The organism is Thioclava sp. GXIMD2076 (assembly GCF_037949795.1).
GTDB classification, from domain to species: Bacteria; Pseudomonadota; Alphaproteobacteria; order Rhodobacterales; family Rhodobacteraceae; genus Thioclava; species Thioclava kandeliae.
The window spans coordinates 163,157-185,133 of sequence record NZ_CP149932.1 but is presented as its reverse complement, the minus strand read 5'-3'; the positions used below and the strand labels follow the sequence as shown (position 1 = coordinate 185,133).

Here is a 21,977-nt window from a genome sequence, read left to right as displayed (position 1 = left end):
TTATCCCATGCATGATTTCGTAATGCCCAGTGACGTGACTCCCTCGGGAGAGGTCCATCCCCTCGTGCAGCGTTTGAGTAACGAGTTCTCCTATCCCCGCCTTGCCACGATGGAGGCGGTGGCCGAGTTCACCGGCGCCGAAGGGGTGCACTGCCTCTTTGTGCCCGGGGATGCCAAGCGCAATCTGGAGACGCCCGATGCGGCGGTGGTTCTGCCCGAGCTGCGGATGACCTTCCAGAACATGTTCGACTGTGCGGTGATCGATGACGCGATCGAGGCCGAGCTACGCCAGGAGACCCGCGCGCTGAAGACCCCGGGCTTCCTGTTTTACCGCGACGGCACCTATCTGGGGGCCATCGAGAAAGTGCGTGACTGGGATGACTATATCGCCCGCACCTCGCATATCCTTGATCTGAAAGGTTGATCCCATGGTGAGTAACTTCCATCTGCCGCCTATGGGCTTTGGTCCCGGCTCTCAGGAAACCGGCGAGGAGCTGGAATATATGGAGTTGCCCTCGGGTATGCGCACCTATTCTGCGCATATGCCCGAGGTCGATGACCCCTCCGCTGTGACCCCTGCGCTGAAGACGCTGGCCGATATCGCCAAGGCCGCCGAGGCCTGTGCCAGAGGCGGTATGGCGAGCTTCGATCTGTCGGGGCTGGATGCGCCCAACCGCGCCCTGATCGCCGAGACGATGGGGCAGGGCGAAGTTGCCATGAAGATCCGTGGCATCCCTGCACTGATGGTGCAGGAGAGCGTCTTTGCCGGTGTCTGGTCGGTCGCAGGAGCGGGTGTGGACCGGATCGAGGTGGGCCCTGTGCCAGCGGTCTCAATGACCCGCGCCTTCGAGCCTTACCGCGAGGCGCAGGGGCCGCAGGCTGCGCGCCCCAATGGCGTGGTCAATGCGCCCGCGCTGGTGGCCGAGCTTTACGATAAATCCGAGACCTATCGTGGCGGGCTGCCGCATGTGGTCAATCTGACCCTGCTGCCCCATACCGAGGAGGATCTGGTTTGGCTCGACCGCGTGCTGGGCGAGGGGGCGGTCACCATCCTGTCGCGTGGCTACGGTAATTGCCGCATCACGGCCTCCGCGCTGCGCAATGTCTGGCGGGTGCAGTTCTTCAACTCGATGGATACGCTGATCCTTGATACGTTCGAGGTGACCGATATGCCCGAGGTCGCTCTGGCAGCGCCCGAGGATCTGGAAGACAGCGCCGAGCGCATCCGCGAAGTGCTGGAGGCAATTCGGTGAGCGGGTCGATGAGCGCGCCGGTGACCGGCTTCGAGGGCAGCTATATGGGCGCCTATGACCGGATTTCGGATCAGGCGCTGATGGAATGCAAGATCTGCTGGTCGACCTATGATCCGGCAATCGGCGATGATTTCCGTCAGGTCCTGCCCGGAACGCCATTCAATGCGCTGCCCGATGACTGGAAATGCCCCAATTGCGACGCGCCCAAGGCACAGTTCATGGTCCGAGAGGATCCGGGCGCACCGATGATGATCGAGCAGCGCCGCATCGACGAACAGGTGCGCAACCTGATCGCCGATTTCCGCGAGATCTGGAATTCGACCATGCGCGATGTGCCCTTGTCGAACAAGGCGCTCTCGGTCGAGGCGGTGGGGTTCCGCGCCCATGAGGGGCGCGGGCTCGGGGTTCTGTTCAGCCCGTGGTTCATGAATCTGGTCCTGTTGCCGGGGGCCGATGAGGATTGGTCGGGGCTGAAGGCCGGTGCCAAGGAAATGGTCGACTTCCCCTCGGGCTGCTACGAATTTATCCATAATACGCGCGCGCAGACCGGCGGATACAAGGCCTGTTCGCTCTTCTCGCCAATGGAGGAATTCCAGACGCAGATACAGGCGCGGGAAGTGGCGCAGGCCATTATGGCCGAACTGTTCAACCAGGAGAACCGTGCCGAGACAGACCGGCGCTCGGAAATCCGTTCCTCGCGCGAGGCGGAGCTTGCCGAAGCCCGCGCGAATGAGGCACACTCTCTCGAGGAGACCCCGATTGCAGAGGGTGCCGGTCTGACGACCCCGTCGCGCAGGCAGATCATCTCGGCCGGACTGGCCAGCGAGGTGATGGCCATCGAGCCTCCGGTTGCGGGGGTGGAGAGGGAAGCGGAATGAAACAGGTTCTGGGTATCGGGTTGGAACGCCATGGCGATATGATCGCGCCGAAGCTGGTTCTGCCTGCGCCCATGCCTGTGGGTGAGGTCATGCGCGGCCGCGATCCGGAGGCGGTGGCCCAGATGATGGGCCGGCTCTTCAATCTATGCGGGGCGGCGCAATCGCAGGCCGTGCGGCTGTCGCTGGGCCTGCCCGCAGATGATGACGACACCCGCCGCGAGATCCTGCGCGATCATATGGCCAAGCTGTTTCTCTTTTGGCCCAAGGCGTTGGGCCATGCGTCCCCACCCATGCCCGAGGGCTGGCAGCGGGCTCAGCCCGCGCTTCTGCGCGACCTCTGGGGGATGGGCGAGATCCGTGACCTCGACGCGTGGCTGGTTTCGGAGCAGGGGCTGTCGCCCCTGATTTCGGCGATCGACCGGCTCTTTGCGCCGCATGAGGCGGTAGCACGGGTGGCCGATCTGTTCGACCCGATGCTGAAAATGGCGCAGGAGAATTCTCCCGCCGGTCGTATGGCTTTCCACCCGCTGATGAAACAGGCCGAGGAAACTCGTGGGCGCGGGCCGCTCTGGCGTGCCCTGGGCCGGCTTCTGGATCTGACGCGGATCATCACGCGGCCTGCAGGCCCTGTCCTGCGCCCCGACAATACCGCACTCGTCGCGGCGGCCCGCGGCACCTATGCGCTGCGTGGGCATCTTGCAGGCGGGGTGGTGGAGACGCTCGAACGGGTGACGCCCACCGACCATCTTCTGGCTCCGGGCGGGGCGATGGAACTGTCGCTGGCCACATTGCCATGGCGCAAGGCGGGGCTCGCGGCGCTGGTCGTCGATATTCTCGATCCTTGCATTGCGGTCGAGATCAAGGGGGTGCCCCATGCATGAGATGGCGATTGCCGAAGGGATCCGTAGCGTGGTCGAGGACGCGGCGCGGGCCAATGACGTGCGCAAGGTCACCAGGCTGCGTCTGGAGATCGGACGTTTTGCAGGCGTCGAGAAACACGCGCTGGAATTCGCCTTCGAGGTGGTGATGCGCGGCTGCCCCGCCGAAGGGGCGGCGCTGGAGATTATCGATCTTCCCGGTCGGGCGCTGTGCTACGACTGTATGGAAGAGGTGGAGATCATGGATCGTCTGGACCCATGCCCGCTTTGCGGCAGCGGCAAGCTGATGCCTCAGGGCGGAGACGAGATGCGGATCAAGGATATGGAGGTGGCGTGATGTGCACGGTATGTGGTTGCAGCGGTCATACGATCGAGGATGAATTCAAGGCCCATCTGGCAAAGCAGGGGGCGGATCTGGCGCGCGGCCAGCGCCCCTTCGAATGGCCCACGCTGGCGCCCGCCAAGGCGATGGCGCAGCCCCAGGCCCGCAAGCAGACGCAACAGCCGGTTGTCTCCGACGGGTTCGATATCCATTGCGGCCATGGCTCGGCGGGCGTCGAGGTGCCCGGTTTCTCGCAGGCCCGCCTGATCGAGATCGAGACCGGCATCCTGTCGAAAAACGATATGTTCGCGCGGGGAAACCGTGTGCGTCTGGCGCAGGACGGGATCTTTGCCACCAATCTCGTATCCTCGCCCGGTTCGGGCAAGACGACACTCCTGTGCCGCACCATCGAGATGCTGGCGGACCAGCCTCTGGCGGTGATCGAGGGCGACCAGCAGACCACCAATGATGCCGACCGCATCCGTGCTACCGGCGCGCAGGCCATCCAAGTGAATACCGGCAAGGGCTGCCATCTGGATGGCAAGATGGTGGAAACCGCGCTCGACCGTCTGGGTCTGGGCCGCAACGCGCTTCTGTTCATCGAGAATGTCGGCAATCTGGTTTGCCCTGCAGCCTTCGATCTGGGCGAGGATGCCAAGGTCGCGATCCTCTCGGTCACCGAGGGAGAGGACAAGCCGCTGAAATATCCCGATATGTTCACTGCCGCCAAGATCGCTCTGCTCAACAAGGTCGATCTGGCCCCCTATTGCGATGTCGATCTGGATCTCTACGAGGCCAATCTGCGCCGCGTGAACCCCGATCTCGCCATCCTGCGCGTCTCGGCGCGCACGGGCGAGGGGATGCAGGCCTGGCTCGACTGGCTGATGGCGGGGCTTGCCCGCAAGGCTGTCTGATGGCCCCCGCACCTCTGCCATCGGTTCTTCTGGTCGATGACGAGCCGCATTCGCTGACGGCGATGAAGCTCGCGCTGGAAGACGAGTTCGAGATTTTCACCGCCCCCGATGCGGGCGCGGCCCTGGGCGTGCTTGAAAACGAATGGATCCAAGCGATCCTGTGCGACCAGCGCATGCCGGGCCGGACGGGGGTGGATTTTCTGACCGAGGTGCGCGAGCGCTGGCCCGAGACCGTGCGTATGATGATCACCGGCTATACCGACAGCACCTCGATGGTGGCGGCGATCAACGAGGCGGGTGTGCACCAGTTCATCGCGAAACCATGGCATCCCGAGCAGCTGTTGATGGCGGTGCGCAATGCGGTAAAGCTGTTCCAGCTGGCGCGTGATAACGAGCGGATGCAGCTGGAGATGCGCTTCCTGTCCAGCACGTCGGAAAGCCGTCTGGAAAAGCGCCGCCGTGCGCTGCGCGAGGGGATGGGGCTCGAGACCATCCTGCGCAGCCCCAATTCCGCGATGAACGACACGGTGGCCATCGCGCGGCAATATGCCAGTTTTGACATCCCTGTCTTGCTTGGCGGCGAGGCGGGCACCGGCAAGGCGCAGCTGGCACGGGCGATGCATTATGGCAGCCTGCGTGCGGAAAAGCCGTTTTACGAGTTCAATCTTGCTGGCGTGCCCGAAGAGCTGGCGATGGTCGAGCTGTTCGGGGCCAAGCGTGGCGTGCTGCCGGGCGGCGTGAACCGCATCGGGCTGATGCAGAAGGCCGATCGCGGGACGCTCTATCTGGCGGGGGTCGATGAGGCATCCCCCGCGATGCAGCTGGCGCTGTTGCGGGTGCTGACCGAAGGCTCGATCACGCCTCTGGGCGGGCAGGAAACCGTGGGCACCAATCTGCGGCTCATCTGCGGGTCGAATGTCGATCTGCGCAGCAAGGTCGCCGATGGGGCCTTCCGCAGTGATCTTTATTATGCGCTGTCGGTGGGCGAGATCGGGCTTCTGCCGCTGCGTGCGCGGCGCGGCGATGTGGCGATGTTGGCCCAGCATATTCTGGCCGAGGCGGCCTCGATTCATTCGAAGCCCGTGATGGGATTTGAGGCTCCGGCGCTGGAGTTTCTGGAGAATTACGACTGGCCGGGCAATCTGCGGGAGCTGACCAACGAGGTCACGCGCATGCTGATTTTCGCGCAGGAGAATGTGCTGGGGGCCGAGCTGATCTCGCGCCATATCCTGCAGGCGGCACCCTCTGAGGAAGGGGCGGACCGGCTGGCGGAGGAGGATGCGCTGCAGGCCAATGGCCAGCTGAAGGACCGGATCGAGCTGATGGAGATGCGGATCCTGCGCGAGACGCTGACCCGCCATCGCTGGAACAAGAGCCGTGCGGCCGCCGAGCTGGGCCTTAGTCGTGTCGGGCTCAGGGCGAAGCTCGACCGTTACGGGATTATGGGCCCTCAGGCCCGCGTGGAAGAGGAGGATGACTGATGTGTCTGGGCATTCCGGGACAGATCGTCGAGATCAGTGACGAGGCGCGGATGATGGCCGTGGCCGAGGTGTCGGGGGTGCGGCGCGCGGTCAATGTGGCCTGTATCGCCGACGGGCCGCTTGACCGGCTGATCGGCGAATGGGCGCTGATCCATGTGGGTTTTGCCATGGCGCGGATCGACGAGGACGAGGCCGCGCAGACCCTGGCGGCACTCCACGAGCTGGGCGAGACGCAGGAGGCGCTGGAACAAATGGCCGCAGGCGATGCGGCGCTGGAAGGGCGGGTGTGAGATGGCGTTGAAATTTGCCTCCGAATTCCGCGATCCGAAACTGGCCCGCGCGTTGTTGCAGGCCATCGCCGAGAAGGCCGATGCCATAGGCGCTACCCGCGAAAAGCCCGTGCATATCATGGAGATCTGCGGCGGTCATACGCATTCCATCTTCCGCTACGGGCTCGATAAGCTGATCCATGAAGGCGTGGAGTTCATCCACGGTCCGGGCTGTCCGGTCTGCGTTCTGCCACGTGCGCGGGTTGATGAATGTATCGAGCTGGCCGAGCGTCCGGAGGTGATCTTCACCACGTTCGGGGATGCGATGCGGGTGCCTGGCTCGACCAAGTCGCTCATTCAGGCCAAGGCCGATGGGGCCGATATCCGCATGGTCTATAGCCCGCTCGATGCGCTGGAACTTGCCCGCCGCAACCCCGACCGCGAGGTGGTCTTCTTCGGGCTGGGGTTCGAGACAACCACCCCCTCGACCGCGCTGGCGATTCAGCAGGCAGCGCGCGAAGGGCTCGCAAACTTCTCGGTCTTCTGCAACCACATCACTGTGCCCGAACCGATCAAGGCGCTACTCGATGACCCCTATATGATGCTCGAAGGGTTCATCGGGCCGGGCCATGTGTCGATGGTGATCGGTTTCCACCCCTATGATTTTATCGCGCAAGATTATGGCAAGCCGATTGTGGTGGCAGGGTTCGAGCCGACCGATCTTCTCCAATCCGTGCTGATGGTGCTGACCCAGATCGAGGCAGGTCAGGCCCGTGTCGAGAACCAGTATGGCCGCGTGGTGCCCGAGCATGGCAATTCTGTTTCCATTGCCGCCATCAATGATGTCTACGAGAAGCGCCCTTCCTTCGAGTGGCGCGGCTTGGGCGAGATCGACGCCTCCGGCATGCGTATCCGTGATGCCTACCGCGCCTATGACGCCGAGGAGAAATTCGGGATCGGCTATGCGGTGGGTCGCCGTGAGGTGCCCGAGGTCGAAGGCTGCGCCTGCGGTCAGGTCATGACGGGGCGGATCAAGCCGACCCAGTGCCCGCAATTCGGCAAGGGCTGCACACCGGAAACCGCGCTTGGCGCACTGATGGTCAGCTCCGAGGGCGCCTGCGCGGCCTATTGGCAATATGGCGGTGCCCGCACGGCGGCTGAATAACTGAAATCATAGGCGGGATCGGAGGCGCGAGCCTCCGGCGGCGCAAGCGGGGCTCGATGCCCCGTTGCGGCGCAGCTCCCCTCAAAGGACAAGACTTATGGCACTAAGAGGCGAACGCGTCACATTGGCCCATGGTGGCGGTGGCCGGGCAATGCGCGATCTGATCGAGGAGATTTTCACCTCCGTTTTCGCACCGCCCGGCATGGAAGATCAGGCCCGCCTGATGTCGGACGCCCTGCACGACCCGGGCGCGCGGCTCGCTTTCACCACCGACGGGTTCGTGGTCACGCCAATGGAATTTCCGGGTGGTAACATCGGCAAGCTCGCTATCTGTGGTACCGTCAATGATCTGGCCGTAGGCGGGGCAACCCCACTCTGGCTTTCGGCCGCTTTCATTATCGAGGAGGGCACCGAATTCGCCGTTCTGCGCCGGATTGTGGCCACCATGGCGCGCGAGGCCGAAGCGGCGGGCGTGCGCATCGTCACCGGCGATACCAAAGTGGTCGAGCGCGGCGCCTGCGATGGTGTCTTCATCACCACCTCGGGCATCGGGGTGATCCCTGCCTCGCGCGATATGGCGGCCTCCCATGTCCGTGCGGGCGATGTGGCCATCGTCAACGGGGTCTTGGGCGATCACGGCGCAACCATCCTTGCGGCCCGCGGCGATCTGGCGCTGTCCTCGGCCATCGAGAGCGATTGCGCAGCGCTGGGGCATCTGATGGAGGCTGCTCTGAGTGCCGCCCCCGAAGCCCGTGCCGCCCGCGACCTGACCCGAGGCGGTCTTGCCTCCGCGCTCAACGAGATTGCCGAAGAGGCGGGCTGTGGCATTGTGATCGACGAGGATGCGCTGCCGCTGAGGGCCGAGGTGGTGGGCATGTGCGAGATTCTGGGGCTCGATCCGCTCTATCTCGCCAATGAGGGGCGTCTGGTGCTGTTTGTCCCCGCAGACCAAGCCGAGGCCGCGCTGGCCGCCATGCAGGCCCTGCCCGAGGGCGAAGGCGCGGCGATCATCGGGCGGGCGGTGGCGGATCATGCGGGTCAGGTGCGGATGCGCACCGCATTCGGTGGCACCCGCATCGTTGATATGCTGGTGGGCGAACAGCTCCCCCGTATCTGTTAGGGGCGTATCTGCGAGGCTATTCGCGGATCGTCACGAACCATGCAAAGCGGGCGGTCTCGCCCACGCCCAGGCTCATCGTATAGGGCCGGTCCTCGATTTTTGCCCCCGCCCCATGCCATGCCGCCATCCCGTGCCACGGCTCGATGCACAAAAACGGCGCGCCGGGCGGTTGCCAGAGCGCGAGGTTCGGCAGATTGGCAAAGCGGAAATCGAGGCTCGGGCCGGTTTCCCCCTGATAGCGCAGCGCCTCGCCCGTGCCTTCGGGGAAAATCGCGGCATTCTTGGCAAAAAGATCGTGGGAAAGCGTGAGGCTTCCCTGATGGAAGGGCGAGGCTTCCGTCTCGCGCGAGATCAGCCCCTTCACCACGCGGTTCATCACGGGCTCCGCGCCATTGGCCAGCTCGATCTTATGGGCACCGGTGGCATCGGGCAGCGGCCAGCGGAAGGCCGGATGAAAGCCCAGACCGAAGGGCATGGGCACGCTATCCTCATTGGTGACGGTGGCTGCGACCTCGAGCGTCGGGCCGGTTACGCGATGGGTCAGCTGCAGGCGGAACTTGTAGGGGTAGCTTTCGGTCGCCTCCGAGGGCACCAGCTCATGCGTCACATGCGCCTCGTCTTGCGCGACAACCGTAAAGGGCAGGCGGCGGGCAAGCCCGTGCTGGGGCATGTCATAGGTCTGGCCACGGATCTCGATCCTATCGTCGGGCGCACGGCCCACGATGGGAAACAGGACCGGCGAGCGCCCCGTCCACCATTCGGTATCGCCATTCCAGAGGAATTCCTCGCCACGGAAGACAAGCGACTGCATCTCGGCGCCCATATCGGAGACGGTCACGGTGAGGTCGGGGGAGGTGATGGTGGTCATGGTCTCACTCTTCGAAATAATCATCATCCAATGTTTTCAGGGTGTAAGTCTTCCCCAATCGAATACCTACATTATGCAAGATCATCAGTTCTGCAAGTCGCGCTCCGTTCAGTAGCACAACCCGCTGCTGAACCCGTGATACATAGTCGATGGCTTCTCGTGAGAAATCGGATGTCGTCACGAATACGCCTTTATTCGCGCCTTCTCCATTCAGGCTTCCGATGAATTGCTGGATTGCAGGCCGCCCGATCTTATTGTCGGGTTGATAGCGTTTCGCCTGAATATAGACGGCATCAAGGCCGAGCGCATCTTCGTTGATAACCCCATCAATGCCGCCATCACCAGTGGCTCGGGTCATTTGCGCCCGTTGTATGTCGCCGCCGCCATAGCCCATCGCACTGAGTAGATCGAGGATCAGCCGCTCGAATTTTGCGGGCGAGATTTGCAACATCGCTTCCAACAGGTCGTCTCGAAGCGCACCAAGCAAGGTAGAGTAAGCGGTTTCAATCGCGTCATCTGGCGTTCTATCTTCGGTGAGGTGATTTGGTGCGACAGCCTGATCCACCGGGGTTCGGGAAGTTTCTTTCCATTCCACGAAATCGGCAAAGTCAGAAAGTGTTTCGTTGTCGATACTGGTTGGATTTTGAGCCAGAAGCACGCGTCCTTTGGGTGTGATCTGGTGAAAATTTCGACGTGGGGAATGCAATAGACCCGCTTTACCCATGTAGACGCGTGCCCAATGAGCTCGATTATACAAGCGTGTGCTTTTGCCTGTCGGTAACAATTCTTGTGCTTCTTCATCCGAAATAGCGAAGTGTGTTTGCAACTCGGGCAGACATTCGCGCACGTTTGTCTTTCCTGCCGCAAAGAGTTTCAGCATTGGCAGCATGAAGGTCTGGTAATCGGGTATCGGCAAAGGATTATTCCTGAAAAGAAAAGCAGGCCCGAGGGCCTGCCGCTAATCACACATCCAATTCCTCAACGAACTGGGCGTTTTCGGTGATATACTGGAAGCGCAGCTCGGGTTTCTTGCCCATCAGGCGCTCCACGAGGTCGGCCGTCTCGCCGCCCAGATCGTCGTCGATGGTGACGCGGATCAGCTTGCGGGTGGCGGGGTCCATCGTGGTTTCTTTCAGGTCCTTGGCATCCATCTCGCCCAAGCCCTTGAAGCGCTGCACGTCGATCTTGCCCTTGCCGCCCAATCCCTTGGCCAGCCATTCCTCTTTCTCGGCATCGGAGGCCACATACATGCGCTTGGCGCCCTGGGTCAGGCGGTAGAGCGGCGGGCAGGCGAGGTAGAGGTGGCCCTGATCGATCAGCGGACGCATCTGGGTGAAGAAGAAGGTCATCAGGAGGGAGGCGATATGCGCGCCATCGACATCGGCATCGGTCATGATGATGATCTTGTCGTAGCGCAGGTCTTCGACGTTGAACTTGGTGCCGAGCCCCACGCCCAATGCCTCGCACAGATCGCTGATCTCCTGATTGGTGCCGAGTTTGGACGAGGCCGCGCCCAGCACGTTCAGGATCTTGCCCTTGAGCGGCAAAAGCGCCTGCGTTTCGCGTTTGCGCGCGCCTTTGGCCGAGCCACCTGCCGAGTCGCCCTCGACGATGAAGAGTTCCGTATTGGCGCGGTTTTTTGCGGTGCAATCGGTCAGCTTGCCGGGCAGGCGCAACTTTTTGGTGGCCGATTTGCGGGCGGTTTCCTTTTCCTGACGGCGGCGCAGACGCTCCTCGGCGCGCAGCACGAGGAAATCGAGGATGGCGCCTGCGGATTTGGTGTCAGAGGCCAGCCAGTTGTCGAAATGGTCGCGCACCGCGCCCTCGACCAGACGCTGGGCTTCGGTGGTGGCCAGACGGTCCTTGGTCTGGCCCACGAATTCCGGCTCGCGGATGAAGCAGGACACCAGCGCGCAGCCGCCGGTGATGAGGTCATCGCGGGTGATGTTTGACGCTTTCTTGTTGTTGATCAGCTCGCCATAGGCCCGGATGCCCTTGAGGATCGCCGACCAGAAGCCCGCCTCATGGGTGCCGCCCTCGGGCGTGGGGACGGTGTTACAATAGGACTGGATGTAGCCATCGCGCGAGGGGGTCCAGTTGATCGCCCATTCGACCGAGCCCGGCACGTTGAACTTCTCGCGGAACTCGACTTTACCGGCGAAGGGGCGCTCGGCATAGGTCATCGCCTTGCCCAGCGTCTCCATCAGATAGTCCGAGAGGCCGCCGGGGAAGTGGAAGACCGCCTCGGTGGGCGTTTCGCCATCGTCGATCGCCGATTTCCAGCGGATCTCGACACCCGAGAAGAGATAGGCTTTTGAGCGCACCATCTTGATCAGGCGGGCGGGTTTGAAGCGGTGATGGCCGAAGATCTGCTCATCGGCATGGAAGACCACCTGCGTGCCGCGGCGGTTGGGGGCGGCGCCGATCTCGGCGACGGGGCCTTGCGGGATGCCGCGCGAGAAACGCTGCTCGTAGAGCTTCTTGTTCTTGGCGACCTGCACCACCATCAGATCGGACAGCGCATTCACCACCGACGCGCCCACCCCATGAAGGCCGCCCGAGGTCGCATAGGCATCGCCCGAGAACTTGCCGCCCGCATGGAGCGTGCACAGGATCACCTCGAGCGCCGATTTTCCGGGGAATTTGGGGTGCGGGTCGATCGGGATGCCGCGACCATTATCGCGCACGGTAATCGAGTAATCCTCGTTCAGCTCCACCTCGATGCGGCTGGCATGGCCTGCCACGGCTTCGTCCATCGAGTTGTCGAGGATTTCGGCGAGCATATGGTGCAGCGCACGTTCATCCGTGCCGCCGATATACATGCCGGGACGTTTGCGAACAGGTTCCAGACCTTCCAGCACCTCGATGGAGGAGGCGTCATATTCGGTCTCGGACTGGGTGGAGAGAAGATCGTCTGCCATCTGCTCGCTTTCTTTAGTAGGGTTGGCGTCGATCAATACATCATTTGGGACAAAATCGGCAAGCACCGAGCCGAAAGCGTCCACAGGAAGTTGCAGGTGGCGCGTTGCGGCGGCGGGCGTGAAGTTTGCGCTGCGCCTCATTTACGGGCGGGCGCTATAAAAACCGCCTATTGCAAAGCCGGAATGATCTTCGTGGATTTTCTCGAGAACACAATTCGCTACGTCAACTTGTCGGGGGTCGGTCGAGTGACAATTTGAGACCAACGATAAGAATGATAATGAAGGAGGAGGAGATGTGGGATCAGCGTTTTACGGATGCGGAATATGTCTTCGGAACGGAGCCTGCGGATTTCGTGCGCAGACAGGCGGAGCGGCTGACGCCGGGCATGCGGCTTTTGTCGATTGCCGAGGGCGAGGGGCGTAACGCCGTTTTTCTGGCTGAGAGGGGCATTAAGGTTACCGGCGTCGAGCTGTCGGCGCCTGCGCGGGAGAAGGCGCAGCGGCTGGCTCTGTCGCGCGGGGTCAGTATCGACCTTCTGGCCGAGGATCTTCGCGGTTGGGACTGGCCCGTGGGCGAATATGACGCGCTTCTGGCCTGCTTCATCCAGTTTGCCGATCCTGCCTTCCGCGAGGATATTTTTGACGGGATCCGCCGTGCGGTTGCACCGGGAGGTCTGGTGATGATCCACGGTTTCGCGCGTCGCCAGCCGCGTTACGGCACGGGCGGGCCGCAAATGGTCGAGCAGCTTTACGATCTGGATCTGCTGCGCGAGGCCTTCCCGCGCTGGAAGATCCTCCATCAGGCCGATTACGATGCCGATATCCACGAGGGCGAAGGCCATTGTGGTCGCGCGGCGCTGATCGATTTCGTGATGCAGCGACCCTCGTGATATAGCCATAACGGCTTTGTCAGATGACAGGGTGCAGCCCTTGGATGAAACTCGATCCGAGGGCTTTTGTATCGGGAGGAGGCGTCATGACCGATCAGTTCGCCGCAGCACCGGAGGAAACGGTCTTCGAGACCGTGCCGGTCTGGGATCCGTTCGTGCGGGCTTTCCATTGGGCGCTTGTGGTGCTGGTCTGCGGGGCATGGGGGCTCGGGAAATGGGGCCCTGCAGATATGAGCCTGCATTTCCTGCTGGGTTATTTTATTGGCGGGCTGGTCGTTGCGCGGGTGCTCTGGGGCTTTGTCGGTCCGCGCACGGCGCGGTTTGCCAGTTTCGTCAAAGGGCCGGGCGCGATTGCGCGCTATGGCCGCAAGCTGGTCTCGCGCAAGCCTTCCTATACGCGGGGGCACAATCCGCTGGGCGGGCTGTCGGTGGTGCTGATCCTCGGTCTGCTGGCGGTGCAGGTCGGGACGGGGCTGGTCTCCGATCCGGAGGATTATCTCAATGTCGGCCCCTTCGCCGATTGGGTGGGCTATGACAGGGCGGTGCAGGCGGTGGATGTGCATGAGACGGTGGCAAATCTCCTACTGATCCTCACGCTGGTCCATGTGGCGGCGATCTTCTGGTATCGCTTCTGGAAGCGCGAGAACCTCGTGACGCCGATGATCACGGGACGTGCGCGCCTGCCTGTCGGGCGTGCCGCGGATCCGCGCAAGTAACGTTGCGCTTTTCGGGCCGGAGGTGCCCTGAGGCTTGACGGGTCAACGGGGGCGTGGCACGGGCTGGATATTGACCACCTGATCAGGATTGTGCCATGGCCAGCCCCGTTATGACCCAGCCGGAAAAACCCGTCGATACCTCGATGGGTGTGTTCGGCCATATGCGCGCCATCCTCACGCTCGGATTGCCGCTCGTGGGCTCGAACCTCGCGGCGGCGGGCCTGGGCGTGACCGATACGGTCATGATGGGCTGGTACGGGGTGCCGGAGCTGGCCGCCGCGGTGCTGGGCAGCAATTACCTGTTCTTCTTCTTCCTCTTCGGGACCGGCTTTGCCAATGCGATCATCGGGCGCGTCTCGATGGCGCTCGGTGCCGATGACGAGACACAGGCGCGGCGCGATACGCGCATGGCGCTCTGGCTCTCGATCCTGACGGGGCTGCTGTCGATCCCCTGCATGTGGTATTCGAGCGCGGTTTTACAGGCGCTGGGGCAGAACCCCGTCACCGCCGATCTGGCGCAGGACTATCTGCGGATCGGGGGCTTCGGTATCGTGCCGATGCTGGTTGTGGCGGTGCTGCGCAGCTATCTGTCGGCCTTCGAGCGCACGCAGGTCGTGCTCTGGGTCACGCTGGGCGCGGTCGGGCTGAATATCGTGCTCAACTGGGTCTTCATCTTCGGCCATCTGGGGGTTCCCGAGATGGGCGTGCGCGGCGCAGCGCTGGCATCCGTTCTGGTGCAGCTGGCGGTCATGGGGGTGCTGATGATCTATGCCCATCGCGCCCGCGGTCTGTCGCATGTGGCACTTTGGGCGCGGTTCTGGCGGCCCGACTGGCCAGCCTTCGGAGCGGTGGCGCGGATGGGGATCCCGATCGGGCTGACCATTCTGGCCGAGGCCACCATGTTCCAGATGGCGACGCTGATGATGGGGTGGCTCGGCACGCGCGAGCTGGCGGCCAACGGGATCGTGCTGGAGATCTCGGTGCTGGCCTTCATGTTGCATATGGGGCTCGCCAATGCCGCCACGGTGCGGGCAGGGCGGGCTTATGGCGCTGGCGCGCCCGAGCATCTGCGGCGCGGGGCCTTCACCGTGATCTGCATGTCGCTGGTGGTCGTGGCGCTGACCATCACCGCTTTCCTGAGTATCCCCGAGGATATCGTGCGGCTCTTCGTGAAACCGGGCGAGGAGACAGCGCAGATCGTCCTTCTGGCCAGCGGCCTTCTGGCGCTGGCGGCCTTTTTCCAGCTCTTCGATGCGATGCAGGTTCTGGCGATGGGCCTCTTGCGCGGGTTGCAGGATACCCGCGTGCCGATGTGGATCGCGCTGGCGAGCTACTGGCTGGTGGGGATCCCCGCAGGCTATGGGCTGGCCTTCCACACCACGCTGCAATCGCACGGGGTCTGGCTGGGGCTTGCGGCGGGGCTTGCAACGGCCTCCGCGCTGCTGATGTATCGCTTCTGGGTGGTACGCGGTGGCGGACGGAACCCCGCTTAATCCTCGCCTGTCGACGGGGCTCGGCCCATCAGCCGCTCGGCCTTCTTGCGCACCAGCACGCTGCGCAGGTCATGCATCGCCAGCAGGAGCGCATCCGTCACATGCTCGAGCTGCTCGTCGGTGCCTTTGGATTGTGCCCATTGCGTGGTGAGATTGAGGTAATCCACCGCGCGGTGGATATCATCGATATCGCGCTGCGCCAGAAGGGCCACGCGTTCGGCCATCCATTGGGTGATCCGCGCCATATCGGTAGGGGTCAGCTCGCGCCCGCCCTGCGGTTTGATCTCGCCGTTCCTGATATTGACCACCGCGATCTGGTCCATCTCGATCCGCCGCTGGCGGTTCTGGGTGTCCACACGGAAGACGGCGGCACCATTCTCGCGGATACGGAAGTAATATTCGGGCAGATCAAGGCTCATCAGGCGGGGTCCGGTCGCTAGGGGCGTGTCCCGATTAACGATATCTGCGAGGCAGGATCAACCGTGCTGCGCGGCCTTGGTGCAAATATCGGAAGGGTGGGGTGCCGGAGGGGCGTCTCCGGCACCCCGCGCGGTTATTTCAAGCAGGCGCAGAAGGCCTTGATGCGATTGCAGGCCTCGGCCAGCACCTCGTCGGAGGTCGCATAGCTGATGCGGAAGTTCGGGCTCAGGCCGAAGGCTGCACCGAACACGGTGGCCACGCCGGTCTCTTCCAGAAGGGCCGTGCAGAACGTCTCGTCATCGGTGATCTTGGTGCCCGTGGCCGAGGTCTTGCCGATGCACGCCGCAATCGACGGATAGACATAGAAGGCGCCTTCGGGGGTGGGGCAGGTGATGCCCTCACAGGCGTTGAGCCCGGCCACTACCAGATCGCGACGGCGGTGGAAGGCCTCGCGGCTCTGTGCGATGTAATCCTGCGCGCCGTTCAGCGCCTCGACGGCGGCCCATTGGCTGATCGTGCAGGGGTTCGACGTCGATTGCGACTGCATCTTGCGCATCGCCGCGATCAGCTCCACCGGCCCACCGGCATAGCCGATCCGCCAGCCGGTCATGGCATAGGCTTTCGATACGCCATTGACGGTCAGCGTGCGGTCATAGAGCGCGGGCTCGACCTCGGCGGGGGTGCAGAACTCGAACCCGTCGAAGACGAGATGCTCGTACATATCATCGGTCATCACCCAGACATGCGGGTGGCGCATCAATACGTCGGTCAGCGCCTTCAATTCCGCGCGCGTATAGCCCGCGCCCGAAGGGTTGGAGGGCGAGTTGAAGAGGAACCATTTGGTGTTTGGCGTGATCGCGGCCTCGAGCGCTTCGGGCGTGATCTTGTAGCCCATCTCGGGATTGCCCTGCACGAAGACGGGCGTGCCCCCGCCGATCAGCACCATATCGGGATAGCTCACCCAATAGGGCGTGGGGATGATCACCTCGTCACCGGGATTGAGCGTGGCCATGAACGCGTTGAACAGCACCTGCTTGCCGCCCGAGGACACGCTGATCTGCGCGGGCGTGTAGGTCAGCCCGTTCTCGCGGGCGAACTTGTCGCAGATGGCCTGTTTCAGCTCGGCGATCCCGTCCACGGTGGTGTATTTGGTGCGGCCCTCAGTAATTGCGCGGGCGCCCGCATCCTTGATGTTCTGCGGCGTGTCGAAATCGGGCTCGCCCGCAGAGAGGCTGATGATGTCGCGCCCTGCAGCCTTCAGCTCAGCCGCCTTGCCGGTCATGGCCACGGTGGGCGAGGGTTTCACGCGGGCGAGGCTGTCGGAGAGAAAGGCCATGAGGGGCTCCGTTCGGATGGGTTTGTAACTTGTGTGGTCATGTCTTACGCTCGGGCCAAATGGCGATCAAGAGGAGCCCTCATGGCGGATGACTGGTATGGCGAAGATGCCGCGACCTTTGGCGACAGGCTGGAGGGCGCGCGTGAGGCTGCCGGACTGAGCCAGACCGAGCTGGCCGAGAAGCTGGGGGTGCGGCTGGAAACACTGCAGGCCTGGGAAGAGGATATGGCCGATCCGCGGGCCAACAAGCTGCAGATGGTTGCCGGAGTTTTGAACGTTTCGTTGATGTGGCTGCTCAATGGCGAGGGTGCCGGTCTTGACGGGCCGCCGCAAGCGGTAGATGAGGCAGAGCGAGAGCGGGAGATCTTGCGCGAGATACGCGAGGCCCGCGCGGTGATCAAAGACCTCGACGCGCGGCTGGAACGGCTCGAGCGCAGGGTCAAAGCGGGAGAGAGCCAATGACCGGACAGGTGCAGGAAACGGCCGAGGCGCGGCTGAAGCGGATGACGATGCGCAGCTGGCGGCGCGGGATGAAAGAGATGGATATGGTGCTTGGCCCGTTCGCCGATAGTGAACTTGCCAAGATGGATCCGGCCACTCTGGACCTCTATGACGCGCTTCTGGAGGAATATGACCAGGATCTGTATCTCTGGGTCTCGGGTGCCAAACCCTGCCCCCCGGAATATCTGCAGCTCCTGCAAGTCATTGCTGCATTTGCAAAAAAGCGCCACGCAGTCGAGTGAGGTGAAGTGTGGCGGGCGGGGTGTTCTGCCTCCGTTCCGCCACGTTATCTGAAAATTCTCGTCAGATTTGCAATAGATTTAATTCGCTTAACCGAAATTTTGGCATTTTTCCGCATCCTGCATCCCGGGGCATAGATGATGCGGAGAATGAAATGAGTATAGAACCCCCTATGGGCCAGATGGGCGGCGCGGTCGCGGACCGTGCGATGCAGCAAGGGCTCATGACCGGGTATCTCGAGACGCTGGCCCTTGTGGAACGGCTTCACCGGCTGTTGCTCGATGTCATCAAGGACGAATTCGAGCGGCTAGCGATTATCGAGATCAATCCGGTTCAGGCATTGTTGTTGTTCAATGTGGGCGACAACGAGGTGACAGCGGGCGAGCTGAAAAGCCGTGGCTATTATCAGGGCTCGAATGTGAGCTACAATCTGAAGAAGCTGGTGGAAAACGGCTATATGCATCACCAGCGATGTGATGTGGACCGCCGTTCGGTCCGCGTGAAGCTGACCGATAAAGGCTGCAAGCTGCATGATGCGGTGCGCGAGCTGTTCGAACGTCATGCCGAGGGCATGGGCACGCGCGGCGTGATCGATTTCGAGCAAATGGACGAGATGAACCGGACCCTCAAGCGCATGGAGCGCTACTGGATGGACCAGATCCGGTATATCTACTGATCAAATGGGGCGGCACGGGGGTGCTGCCCTTTTTCTTTGCCGTCGCGCTTGACTTGCGCAGTCTTCGGGGCGCAGGCTGAAAGGGTGCGATGAGGGGAGGACGGGATGGAACAGGAACTATCGGTGAATGTCTTGGGCGGCCCGCTCGAGCCCTGTTCGCTCGCGCCGCTCACAGGATTTTTCCGTGACGGTCACTGCAACACATGCGCGCAGGATCGGGGCTCGCATACGGTTTGCGCCATCATGACCAAGGAATTTCTCGCGTGGTCGGCCTATATCGGCAATGACCTTTCGACCCCGCGGCCCGAATACGGCTTTGGTGGATTGAAGCCCGGGGATCGCTGGTGCCTCTGTGCGGGGCGGTTCCTCGAGGCGCATGACGAGGGCTGCGCGCCCGAGATCGTGCTGGAGGCGACCCATCAGCGGGCGTTGGATGTGGTGCCGATCGAGGTGCTGCGCCTGCATCGGCATCTGTCGCCCTTCCAGTGAGGGGGCTTGCGGTAGTGCTGGCCCTTTGGGGGGTGCGGCTGCGGCGCAGCCTGTGATTGATGGTCCGGTGGTGGCGGAATATCATCTCGATACCGATGGCGACGGACAAGATGAGCTGGTGACCGATGTCACCACCAGCGCGCAGGACCGTTATGTGATCCTGTCGGATGACAGCGCCGCGCCGTTGGTGATCGGGCCGCTCTGGGCCAGCCATCTGGGCGAGGCGGGGATTGCTTCGGCCAAGGCCGGAACCCTGACGATCCTCATGGGCTGCGATACCTGCGGGCGTTCTGGGCATCGGCGGGAATGGCATATTGTCTTCCGTGAGGGCGCCTATCTTCTGGCAGGGCTGACCGAGATCCAATGGGACAGGCTCTTTGCCGAGAGTGCAAGCTGTGATGCCAATCTGTTGTCCGGTCGGGCGGATATCTCGCGTGCCCCCGATCTGACGGGCGCACGTGTCAAGATCGCCGAGGCGGCTCCGCCGCTTGCGGGGCTGCCGGTGACGTTTCAACCTGCCGCCTGCCGCGAGCTTATGGACGGGTTCTGGGCCGCGCGATAGGGCTCCAGAGGATATCGTCGATATGCGGCGCGCCGGTGGCCAGCATCACCAGCCGGTCAAACCCGAGCGCGATGCCTGAAGCGTCGGGCATCAGCTCCAGCGCTTGCAGGAACTCCTCATCGAGCGGATAGCGCTCGCCATAGATCCGCTCCTTCTCGTCCATCTCCGCCTCGAACCGGCGGCGTTGTTCGGCGGGGTCGGTCAGCTCGCCGAAGGCATTGGCCAGCTCTACCCCGCAGGCATAGAGCTCGAACCGCTCCGCCTCGCGCGGATCATCGGCACAGGGACGGGCAAGGGCCGCCTCGGCTGTGGGATAGCGGTCGAGCGCGGTGATCCGCCCGTGGCCCAGATGGGGCTCCACGCGGTCCACCAGCACTTTTGACACGATATCCGACCAGCCATCATCCTCGGAAATGGCAAAGCCTACCCGCGCGCATTCCGCCGCCAAGGCCTCGCGGTCTGTCGAGCCATCGGCATGGCAGCTGGCCAGCAGGTCAATTTCTGCATATTGCCGGAAGGCTTGCGCCACCGAGATCCGTTCGACCGGCGCGAAAGGATCGCAGGTCATGCCGCGATATTGCAGGTGATCCGCCCCGCAGGCCCGCGTGGCAATGGCCAGCATCGCGTGGGCATCCTCGATCAGCCGGTCATAGGGCTCGCCCGCGCGATACCATTCGAGCATGGTGAATTCGGCGCTATGGCGGGTGCCTGCCTCGCGGTTGCGCCAGACATGGGCGAAGGCGAAGATCCGTGGCTCGCCCGCCGCCAGGATCTTCTTCATCGTGAATTCGGGAGAGGTATGCAGATACATCCGGTGCGCCACCCCGTCATGGCCGAGGAGGTCGGTGGCAAAGGCATGCAGATGGGCTTCGTTTCCGGGGCTGGTCTGCAGGCAGGCCGGATCGGTCTCGAGAAAGTCCTGATCGGCAAACCACTGCCGGAGCGCTGCCTGAATCCGGTTGCGCGCCAGCAGAAGCGGGCGGCGGTCCGCATGGCGATGGGGGTGCCACCAGGGTGTTTCGGTCATCTCTTGCACTTTCGAACAGGCTTTGAACTGGAAATCCGTCTCCAGATGGTTTAGGCGACGGGGCATCCGGGCGCCAGTCTTCACGCAGTGCCTGAGCCTCATTTGCCCAAGCGGGCATTCGTTCAAAGGAAATGCAATGGTTAAAGTCATCGCCTCGCAGCTGCGCAAGGGCAATGTCGTCGAAATCGACAGCCACCTTTATGTCGTTCTGACGGCTGAAAGCTTCCACCCCGGCAAGGGCACCCCGGTGACCCAAGTCAACATGCGTCGTATTTCGGATGGCACCAAGGTCTCCGAACGCTGGAAGACCACCGAAGGCGTGGAGCGCGCGCATGTGGAAGAGCGTGAATTCGACTTCCTCTACGAGGATGGCGAAGGCTATCACTTCATGGAACCTACCACCTACGAGCAGGTTGCCGTGTCCGATGACGTGATCGGCGATGCGAAGGTGTTCCTGCGTGATGGTCTGCGCGTCTGGCTGAAAACCTATAATGATGGCGTGATCGCGATCGAACTGCCGCAGAAGGTCACCGTGGAAGTCGAGGAGACCGAGCCGGTTGTCAAAGGCCAGACCGCTTCCTCGTCCTACAAACCCTCGACCTGCACCGGTGGTATCCGTGTGATGGTGCCGCCGCATATCGGCGCAGGCACCCGCATCGTGATCAACACCGATGATCTGGCCTATCAGGAACGTGCGAAAGACTGATTTCGCTACGGTGTAAGACAGCGAGAGGCGTCCCGAACGGGGCGCCTTTTTTCATGTAGGCTGGCGAATGGCGGCGTGCAGGCAATGCGCCAGATCAAAGAGCCGGAACTGTAACGGTTCTATGACGTTCATCAGAAGACCCTTCAGGAGATCCTCTGTCATGATGTCCGACAGCCTGCACTATTTCGCAAATCGCCTGACGGACCGTCCGCTGGGTCCGTTCCATCTGCAAGACATCTACGGGCCGCAATGGGCGGCATTTTCGGCCGAGGACCGGCTGCGATTGGGGCGCGACTTTCTGGCGCATGTGCGTCAGGGGGCGATCCCGCAGGTGCATGATAGCGGTGAGTGCGACCCGCAGGGGCGGGTCTTCAGGAAGGATTGAGCAGGTGCGCCGTCACAGCTTGCGCAGACGCACCACCACATCCACCGATGCGATCTCGTAACCTTCGGGGGGCTTGGGCAGTTGGGTGATCTTCATCTCTTCCTTGGGGGCATCCGAGATACGCGCCTCGTCTTCCCAGAAGAAATGCGGGTGATCGTCCATGCGGGTGTCGAAATAGCTGCGCGTGCCATCAACGGTGACTTCGTGCATGAGCCCCGCATCACAGAACGCCCGCAGCGTATTGTAGACAGTGGCCAGAGAGACGCGCTCTCCTGCATCCTGCGCGGATGTATGCAGCATCTCGGCGGTGACATGCCGGTTCTCGCCATCGCCCACGAGCAAGGACGCCAGCGAAACCCGCTGACGGGTGGGGCGTAATCCCCCTTTGGCAAGCCATTGCTGGCCACGGTCGCGTGCGTTGGGTGCCATAGGTCGTCTATCTCCTGAGGCCCAATATGCGCCCTGAG

27 protein-coding genes are annotated in these 21,977 nt (G+C 62.6%); 20 read left to right on the top strand and 7 right to left on the bottom strand.

Features of this window, described 5'->3' with window-relative positions:
• Positions 1-7: 7 nt before the first annotated feature.
• The 10 genes from WDB91_RS00985 (at position 8) to hypE (ending at position 8,280) form a co-directional block, all read left to right on the top strand.
• Positions 8-424 (top strand): hydrogenase accessory protein, encoded by a 417-nt coding sequence (locus tag WDB91_RS00985; protein ID WP_339113310.1) that lies wholly within the window; start codon positions 8-10, stop codon positions 422-424.
• Positions 425-428: 4 nt separating this feature from the next.
• A complete protein-coding gene (locus WDB91_RS00980) occupies positions 429-1,253 on the top strand; it encodes a hydrogenase expression/formation protein (protein WP_339113309.1) in 825 nt (274 codons plus the stop codon).
• A 20-nt stretch (positions 1,254-1,273) separates the two neighbouring features.
• Positions 1,274-2,131: a [NiFe]-hydrogenase assembly chaperone HybE gene (gene hybE, locus WDB91_RS00975; RefSeq protein WP_339114422.1), complete on the top strand. Its 858-nt coding sequence runs from the start codon at positions 1,274-1,276 to the stop codon at positions 2,129-2,131.
• Positions 2,128-3,012 carry a HupK protein gene (locus tag WDB91_RS00970; RefSeq protein WP_339113308.1) on the top strand — a complete coding sequence of 295 codons (885 nt, stop codon included), beginning with the start codon at positions 2,128-2,130 and terminating at the stop codon, positions 3,010-3,012. The genes hybE and WDB91_RS00970 overlap by 4 nt, the downstream gene beginning before the upstream one ends.
• Positions 3,005-3,346 (top strand): hydrogenase maturation nickel metallochaperone HypA, encoded by a 342-nt coding sequence (hypA, locus tag WDB91_RS00965; protein ID WP_339113307.1) that lies wholly within the window; start codon positions 3,005-3,007, stop codon positions 3,344-3,346. The genes WDB91_RS00970 and hypA overlap by 8 nt, the downstream gene beginning before the upstream one ends.
• Positions 3,346-4,245 carry a hydrogenase nickel incorporation protein HypB gene (hypB, locus tag WDB91_RS00960; protein ID WP_339113306.1) on the top strand — a complete coding sequence of 300 codons (900 nt, stop codon included), beginning with the start codon at positions 3,346-3,348 and terminating at the stop codon, positions 4,243-4,245. The genes hypA and hypB overlap by 1 nt, the downstream gene beginning before the upstream one ends.
• The gene (locus WDB91_RS00955; RefSeq protein ID WP_339113305.1) at positions 4,245-5,726 is read left to right on the top strand and encodes a sigma-54 dependent transcriptional regulator; all 1,482 of its coding nucleotides are present in this window, start codon (positions 4,245-4,247) and stop codon (positions 5,724-5,726) included. Before hypB ends, WDB91_RS00955 begins: the two co-directional genes overlap by 1 nt.
• Entirely contained in the window at positions 5,726-6,016 is a 291-nt protein-coding gene (hypC, locus tag WDB91_RS00950; protein WP_339113304.1) for a HypC/HybG/HupF family hydrogenase formation chaperone, read from the top strand. Before WDB91_RS00955 ends, hypC begins: the two co-directional genes overlap by 1 nt.
• Before the next feature lie 7 nt (positions 6,017-6,023).
• Complete coding sequence (gene hypD, locus WDB91_RS00945; RefSeq protein WP_339114421.1) at positions 6,024-7,160, top strand: hydrogenase formation protein HypD; 1,137 nt, start codon at positions 6,024-6,026, stop codon at positions 7,158-7,160.
• Positions 7,161-7,257: 97 nt separating this feature from the next.
• Positions 7,258-8,280, top strand: coding sequence for a hydrogenase expression/formation protein HypE (gene hypE, locus WDB91_RS00940; protein WP_339113303.1), 1,023 nt, complete (start codon positions 7,258-7,260; stop codon positions 8,278-8,280).
• A 16-nt stretch (positions 8,281-8,296) separates the two neighbouring features.
• On the opposite strand, the gene WDB91_RS00935 is transcribed toward hypE, so the two are convergent.
• Genes WDB91_RS00935 through parE form a run of 3 tightly spaced genes read right to left on the bottom strand, consistent with a single transcriptional unit; the run spans position 8,297 to position 12,069 of the window.
• On the bottom strand, positions 8,297-9,148 hold the full coding sequence (locus WDB91_RS00935; protein ID WP_339113302.1) for an aldose 1-epimerase family protein: 852 nt from the start codon (positions 9,146-9,148) through the stop codon (positions 8,297-8,299).
• Positions 9,149-9,152: 4 nt separating this feature from the next.
• A complete protein-coding gene (locus WDB91_RS00930) occupies positions 9,153-10,064 on the bottom strand; it encodes a restriction endonuclease (RefSeq protein WP_339113301.1) in 912 nt (303 codons plus the stop codon).
• A gap of 46 nt (positions 10,065-10,110) precedes the next feature.
• Complete coding sequence (gene parE / locus WDB91_RS00925; RefSeq protein WP_339113300.1) at positions 10,111-12,069, bottom strand: DNA topoisomerase IV subunit B; 1,959 nt, start codon at positions 12,067-12,069, stop codon at positions 10,111-10,113.
• Between the two features lie 293 nt (positions 12,070-12,362).
• Between parE and WDB91_RS00920 the strand changes: the two genes are divergently transcribed.
• From WDB91_RS00920 to WDB91_RS00910, 3 genes are all read left to right on the top strand, one after another.
• Positions 12,363-12,959 (top strand): class I SAM-dependent methyltransferase, encoded by a 597-nt coding sequence (locus tag WDB91_RS00920; RefSeq protein ID WP_339113299.1) that lies wholly within the window; start codon positions 12,363-12,365, stop codon positions 12,957-12,959.
• A gap of 86 nt (positions 12,960-13,045) precedes the next feature.
• Positions 13,046-13,675 carry a cytochrome b/b6 domain-containing protein gene (locus tag WDB91_RS00915; protein ID WP_339113298.1) on the top strand — a complete coding sequence of 210 codons (630 nt, stop codon included), beginning with the start codon at positions 13,046-13,048 and terminating at the stop codon, positions 13,673-13,675.
• 143 nt (positions 13,676-13,818) lie between these two features.
• Positions 13,819-15,168: an MATE family efflux transporter gene (locus WDB91_RS00910; protein WP_339114420.1), complete on the top strand. Its 1,350-nt coding sequence runs from the start codon at positions 13,819-13,821 to the stop codon at positions 15,166-15,168.
• Here the strand turns inward: WDB91_RS00910 and WDB91_RS00905 are convergent.
• Positions 15,165-15,587 carry a hypothetical protein gene (locus WDB91_RS00905; protein WP_339113297.1) on the bottom strand — a complete coding sequence of 141 codons (423 nt, stop codon included), beginning with the start codon at positions 15,585-15,587 and terminating at the stop codon, positions 15,165-15,167. The genes WDB91_RS00910 and WDB91_RS00905 overlap by 4 nt on opposite strands.
• A gap of 134 nt (positions 15,588-15,721) precedes the next feature.
• Positions 15,722-16,924: a pyridoxal phosphate-dependent aminotransferase gene (locus tag WDB91_RS00900; RefSeq protein ID WP_339113296.1), complete on the bottom strand. Its 1,203-nt coding sequence runs from the start codon at positions 16,922-16,924 to the stop codon at positions 15,722-15,724.
• Between the two features lie 81 nt (positions 16,925-17,005).
• Between WDB91_RS00900 and WDB91_RS00895 the strand changes: the two genes are divergently transcribed.
• From WDB91_RS00895 to WDB91_RS00875, 5 genes are all read left to right on the top strand, one after another.
• Positions 17,006-17,386 carry a helix-turn-helix transcriptional regulator gene (locus WDB91_RS00895; protein ID WP_339113295.1) on the top strand — a complete coding sequence of 127 codons (381 nt, stop codon included), beginning with the start codon at positions 17,006-17,008 and terminating at the stop codon, positions 17,384-17,386.
• A gap of 8 nt (positions 17,387-17,394) precedes the next feature.
• Positions 17,395-17,667, top strand: a complete 273-nt coding sequence (locus tag WDB91_RS00890) for a succinate dehydrogenase assembly factor 2 (RefSeq protein WP_339114419.1) — start codon at positions 17,395-17,397, stop codon at positions 17,665-17,667.
• A gap of 179 nt (positions 17,668-17,846) precedes the next feature.
• A complete protein-coding gene (locus WDB91_RS00885; RefSeq protein ID WP_339114418.1) occupies positions 17,847-18,341 on the top strand; it encodes a winged helix DNA-binding protein in 495 nt (164 codons plus the stop codon).
• A 105-nt stretch (positions 18,342-18,446) separates the two neighbouring features.
• Entirely contained in the window at positions 18,447-18,830 is a 384-nt protein-coding gene (locus WDB91_RS00880) for a DUF2237 domain-containing protein (RefSeq protein ID WP_339113294.1), read from the top strand.
• Between the two features lie 52 nt (positions 18,831-18,882).
• Entirely contained in the window at positions 18,883-19,392 is a 510-nt protein-coding gene (locus WDB91_RS00875; protein ID WP_339113293.1) for a hypothetical protein, read from the top strand.
• Here WDB91_RS00875 and epmA read toward each other — a convergent pair.
• Positions 19,364-20,419: an EF-P lysine aminoacylase EpmA gene (gene epmA, locus WDB91_RS00870; RefSeq protein ID WP_339114417.1), complete on the bottom strand. Its 1,056-nt coding sequence runs from the start codon at positions 20,417-20,419 to the stop codon at positions 19,364-19,366. The two genes, WDB91_RS00875 and epmA, sit on opposite strands and share 29 nt — an antisense overlap.
• Before the next feature lie 136 nt (positions 20,420-20,555).
• Here epmA and efp point away from each other — a divergent pair, with 136 nt between their 5' ends.
• Positions 20,556-21,125, top strand: a complete 570-nt coding sequence (gene efp, locus WDB91_RS00865; protein ID WP_339113292.1) for an elongation factor P — start codon at positions 20,556-20,558, stop codon at positions 21,123-21,125.
• A gap of 160 nt (positions 21,126-21,285) precedes the next feature.
• Positions 21,286-21,510 carry a DUF1413 domain-containing protein gene (locus WDB91_RS00860; protein ID WP_339113291.1) on the top strand — a complete coding sequence of 75 codons (225 nt, stop codon included), beginning with the start codon at positions 21,286-21,288 and terminating at the stop codon, positions 21,508-21,510.
• A gap of 12 nt (positions 21,511-21,522) precedes the next feature.
• Here WDB91_RS00860 and irr read toward each other — a convergent pair whose 3' ends face one another.
• On the bottom strand, positions 21,523-21,939 hold the full coding sequence (gene irr / locus WDB91_RS00855; RefSeq protein WP_339113290.1) for a Fur family transcriptional regulator Irr: 417 nt from the start codon (positions 21,937-21,939) through the stop codon (positions 21,523-21,525).
• Positions 21,940-21,977 lie beyond the last annotated feature (38 nt).